Source organism: Desulfomonilia bacterium (genome assembly GCA_036567785.1).
Classification (GTDB): domain Bacteria; phylum Desulfobacterota; class Desulfomonilia; order UBA1062; family UBA1062; genus DATCTV01.
The window spans coordinates 1-4738 of sequence record DATCTV010000064.1 but is presented as its reverse complement, the minus strand read 5'-3'; the positions used below and the strand labels follow the sequence as shown (position 1 = coordinate 4738).

Sequence of the window (4738 nt, the reverse complement as noted above, 5' to 3'; positions counted from 1 at the left end):
CCCATACCAGCCTCCTATCACCGGCAGGCTCTGATAATTTTCATCCATTAAAGTATGGTTAAAATTATTTATGAAATTCCAGCCTGCAAGTTTGTCGGGTGCGAGCATGAATACAAGAATCGTGGACGGGGGAGACGTAGCGATCACAGAGCTAATGTTTTCAGGAACGGTTAATTGCCTGCCCAGCATGTCGGTGATCTGTACGGTGCCTGACGCCTGTTGAATTTCTTGTGCCATGCATTCACAGGAAGTCATAGCCAGAAATAGCATAAAAATCAGAACAATTATGCCCCTTTTTTCATTCATTGTATCACCTGCTGAATTGAGATATCGCAGCACTATAAATAGTTAGTTGAGCTAAAATATGGCTCTCGGCCAGCCTTTTCTTAAATTATATGAATCGTTTTTTCAAATCTGCCTTCATCAACCATAATCGTCGGAGTTTCTGGTTTTTTCTCAACGCTATGGAATCAATTTGGAAAGGAGAACAAAGCCTTGTATGCGCATCCTCATCTTCAAGTTCGCGGACTCTTGTCTTAAGCGGCTCAGGTTTTTTTACTTTGGGCCTTAAGCAGCTCGTTCTCCCGCTTAATTGCTCTTTTTGTCCCTGAAGTTGCTTGATAATTTTCATCCTGGCGTATTGAGCCAATAGGAAGACTCTCAATTATTGAATCTTATCGTCATATTATTAATAAGTCTGGTTAAAATAGATGGCACTAAATTCCCATCATACATGTGGGAGCTAACAAACATCATTAGTTTTAAATAATCTGACACAAGCCGAGTTACCAAATATAGCTGCTATTAAGCTGAAAGATAGAGGACTTCTCCAGCATTATCGGATTCGACTTCGAGGTGGCTCCTAATGAGATATTTATTTGCATCAAATCTCAGCAAACTATTCGCTTTAATTCTTACCATGCAGGCTGCATGTTCGCTTGCATGCGCCCAAGATGTGTCTGGCCAGTGGAATATGGTGGCCAACACGAATTATAACTTCATACTGGACCTGCAACAAAGTGGGGACCAGATAACAGGCACAATGACCTGCACCAATATAGCCTCTGAGCCGGTGGATACCATCAGTGGCACTATATCTCCCGACGGAACTGTTCAGTTCACCCGGAAGCGTGCCGGCCAGTGGACGCAGGTCTATTTCGGCAGTCTGTCCGATTCGTCTGGATTCATGACTATTACAGGCAGCTTTGACCATAACAGCCAGGGTCAGTATCCCTGGAGCGCGAGCAAAACGAGCAACCCTGAGCAGCTTATTTCGGGAATTAAGGCCGAGACGAGGCAGGCATATAATCCACCCGATCTCTCAGATTATGCGGCTTTGGGGGATCTATCCGGCCTCAATAGGCAAGCAATTGATAAAAAATACGATGCGTCTCTCGTGATTCACGATCAGATGATGGCTCGCCCCTTGGATCCAGGAGATATTGTGCTAAATCCTCCAAGCAGCTTGGATTATTCACAGTACGTGACCATGACCGGGAACCAGGACGGCTGGGGTGGATGTGGTGGTAGATCGATAATACATATCATGAATATCATCAAGGAGATGGAGCATCCCTATACTCCTGATCTGTCCTTCTGGTACCTGCATGCTCGCCAGGATGAGCTTATCAAGAACGGCGTCCAAGAATTAACCAAGACCTTAGTGGAGAATTATGGCATCTGTACTGAGGCCTCTTTTCCCAGCGATTATGATACAGCAAAATTGATCGATGACCTAGGCAATAGAGATTACAGCCACATGCCGCAAATCACCGATGCCATAAACCACGAGGCTGGACTCTATAAGCTCAAAACCTATGGCAAATCAACGGAGCCAACAGTGGAGAATATCACGTCCATGCTGATCAAGTACGGCCCTCTCCTGGCTGGCGGCAGTATACCCCTGGTAACGGGCAATTATGTCGACCATATAAGCGGAACGGTTTCTGGTGGATTGGTAGAGTTCACGCGCGAACGCCCTGGTGAGTGGACTCAAGTATATTCCGGCAGCATATCGAACAATATCGACAATCTGTATATGGAAGGCACGTATACTCATTCCGGTTCAGCTGATACGTTTCCCTGGAACGCCACGCTGTGGAAGTCAACTCAATCGAACCCCGCTCAAGGCTCCATTCCTTCCGATATCTCGGGAAATTGGGCTATGAAAGCGAATAACGCATATGATTTCTCTCTTGATTTAGTCCAGCAAGGGAGCCAGCTTTCGGGGACCATGTCCTGCTCTAACTGTGAAGGGCATTGCGTGACCATTGTCGGCTATGACGATGGCATTCAGGCTTTTAAATGTCTGAACAGCTACGGCGACACCTGGAATGGAAACGGCTATTTCTTGTTGCCTTATGAAAAGGTTGCCGAAAACCTGGGCTACGTAATATCCTTCGAGAATCTCTTCTCAGACCGGTCCTCAACACAGCACGCTTTTTCAGCTAGGATAAATGTGACTGCCCAAAAAAGAAACCAGCTTATCATTAAAGTGGGGGCCGAGGGACATGAAGCAAAGACCGTATGGGATACTCCATGTCAGGTGGAGTGCATTGACAATAGCAAAACCATATGCATAGATGTGCCGCTGCCCTCATATGCTTCTTCTGTCTGGCCGCCTGCTCCAAATCAGTGGTATGTGGAGATCACAAATACCGGTCCGGGAACGGCCAAGGTTAATGAGGTTACTTTGGCCCGCTTGATCAACGAGACGTCCTGTCTCAGTGTAGGCAAGTTCAGAACCGAGACTTATGCAGCCCAGAGCCTTCCAACGGTGAATCAAGGAGATACGGCAAAGGTCTATGTCACAGGAGAGGGAATGGTCGCAATGCCTGTTTTAATGGAATGGTTCAGTCTTAAGTTCTACCCAGACCAATTCAATAAATTTAGGGGATCTCTTGATGTGAGCTATCCTCTTGGCGGATCGGCGGCTGTGGCTGATAGAGAGGTAAAAATTTACAGGAAATCTCAGCCTTCCTGCCTCAACATGCCGCCGAAATGGACTACCGTGGGATCGGTCGTGACAGGATCCGATGGCAGCTTCACTTTTGAGCCTCAGGAGGCAGGTGTGTACGCTGCAGCCATCCTGGACTCTATAGGTAATGTGGAGGCCTCCAGTTCGGAGGCTTCCAGTTCGGAGGCTTCTCTTAAAGCATCGTCTATCCCTCCTGAATTGACATATGTACCAAAGGAAATATCGAAGGTGGTTGTGAATCCAGTGGATGAAATGAGAAGGCCAACAGTCTCACCTGAGGTTATAATGTGATAGAAACGAGCAGGGCGCAAACTCCGGTCTCCAGGCCGGAGTAAGCCCGTAAGTAATCTATTTATAGTATGCGTATGTATAAACGGTCATGGAAGTGCGGTCTACTAGGCATAGTAAGTATAATATAAATTACCATTTGGTGTGGATACCCAAATACCAGCGTCCTGTACTTACTGGCGATGTAGCAGACCATCTCAAAGACATATTCCATACCATAGCAGAGAAGAAGGGGGTAGAGATATTGAGTCTGGAGATAATGCCGGACCACATCCATCTTTTCATCTCATCTCCTCCTCAAAATGCCCCGTCTTTGCTAATCAATTGGTTCAAAGGAATCAGCGCCAGGATGTACAATTATTGGTATAACGAAACCGCTATCAAGTGGACCAATTCGTATTATGTCGGCACTGCTGGGACCGTGACAGCAGAGACCATCAAGAAGTATATCGAGGAGCAGAAATCCAGATGAAGACCGCCTACAAGTTCAGGATGTACCCTAATAGGCTACAAGAGGCCCAATTAGACCTTACTCTCGAAACTTGCAGGCACCTGTATAATACGGCATTAGCAGACAGAAAGAACGCCTATGAGACTGAAGGCATTAGCAGATCATACGAAGATCAGGCTGCTATGCTCACTGTCGAGCGAAAGAACGGCAATTTCCTCGGGATATATGCCCACTGTCTTCAGGATGTCCTTCGCAGGCTGGATAAGTCCTTCAAAGCATTCTTCCGGCGAGTCAAGGCCGGAGAAAACCCAGGATATCCCAGATTCAAGGGCAGGGGTTGGTATAAGTCCTTCACATATCCAGACTCCGAGACAGGATACAAGATGGAAGGCTCAAAGCTAACTCTTTGCAAAGATCGGAACCATCAGGATATTTAAGCATCGGGAAGTCGAAGGAAAGATCAAGACTTGCACCATCAAGAAGGATCTCCTGGGCCATTGGTACGCCGTCTTAGTGGCGGAAATCGAGGATGCCCCTGCCGTTGAGCCAACAACCACAATAGGGGTAGACGTTGGCCTGAAGAGCCTAATAACCACGTCTGCCGGTAAGTCGATCCAATACCCTCGATACTACATCCAGTTAGAAGAGAAGCTGGCTGCTGCCCAACGATCTCTTTCCAGAAAGAAAAGGGGCTCGGCCAACAGGCGGAAAGCTAAAGCAAAAGTAGCTAAGATCAGTAAGAGAATTCAGAATCTTCGAGATGAATTCCTACACCAAGTATCCCGGAAACTGGTAGATTCTGCTGACATAATCGTATTTGAAAACTTGAACATCAATGGAATGCTCAAGAACCATCATCTAGCAAAGCATATCCAAGACCATGCATGGGGCAAACTAATTCAGTTCACTCAAGGCAAAGCTGCGAAGGCTGGCAAAGTAGTAGAACTGGTAGACGCGAGATGTACTTCTCAGAAGTGCTCCCAATGTGGCATAATGGTCCCTAAAACGCTGGCAGACCGAGT

The 4738-nt window shown here is 46.7% G+C and carries 5 protein-coding genes; 4 read left to right on the top strand and 1 reads right to left on the bottom strand.

The features are described from left to right. A partial coding sequence (locus tag VIS94_17925; GenBank protein ID HEY9162957.1) for an iron ABC transporter substrate-binding protein occupies positions 1 to 306 on the bottom strand: 306 nt, incomplete at its 3' end. A 559-nt stretch (positions 307 to 865) separates the two neighbouring features. Between VIS94_17925 and VIS94_17920 the strand changes: the two genes are divergently transcribed. From VIS94_17920 to VIS94_17905, 4 genes are all read left to right on the top strand, one after another. After that, positions 866 to 3268 (top strand): hypothetical protein, encoded by a 2403-nt coding sequence (locus VIS94_17920; protein ID HEY9162956.1) that lies wholly within the window; start codon positions 866 to 868, stop codon positions 3266 to 3268. Between the two features lie 94 nt (positions 3269 to 3362). Further along, positions 3363 to 3737 (top strand): IS200/IS605 family transposase, encoded by a 375-nt coding sequence (gene tnpA, locus VIS94_17915; protein HEY9162955.1) that lies wholly within the window; start codon positions 3363 to 3365, stop codon positions 3735 to 3737. After that, a complete protein-coding gene (locus tag VIS94_17910) occupies positions 3734 to 4153 on the top strand; it encodes a transposase (protein ID HEY9162954.1) in 420 nt (139 codons plus the stop codon). The genes tnpA and VIS94_17910 overlap by 4 nt, the downstream gene beginning before the upstream one ends. Beyond that, on the top strand, positions 4131 to 4738 hold a 608-nt coding region (locus VIS94_17905; GenBank protein ID HEY9162953.1), incomplete at its 3' end, for an RNA-guided endonuclease TnpB family protein. The genes VIS94_17910 and VIS94_17905, both read left to right, overlap by 23 nt.

Bases quoted from the DNA above. Each gene is read 5' to 3' on its own strand.
- VIS94_17910 (HEY9162954.1), top strand. From the start codon at position 3,734: ATGAAGACCGCCTACAAGTTCAGGATGTACCCTAATAGGCTACAAGAG.
- VIS94_17920 (HEY9162956.1), top strand. From the start codon at position 866: ATGAGATATTTATTTGCATCAAATCTCAGCAAACTATTCGCTTTAATT.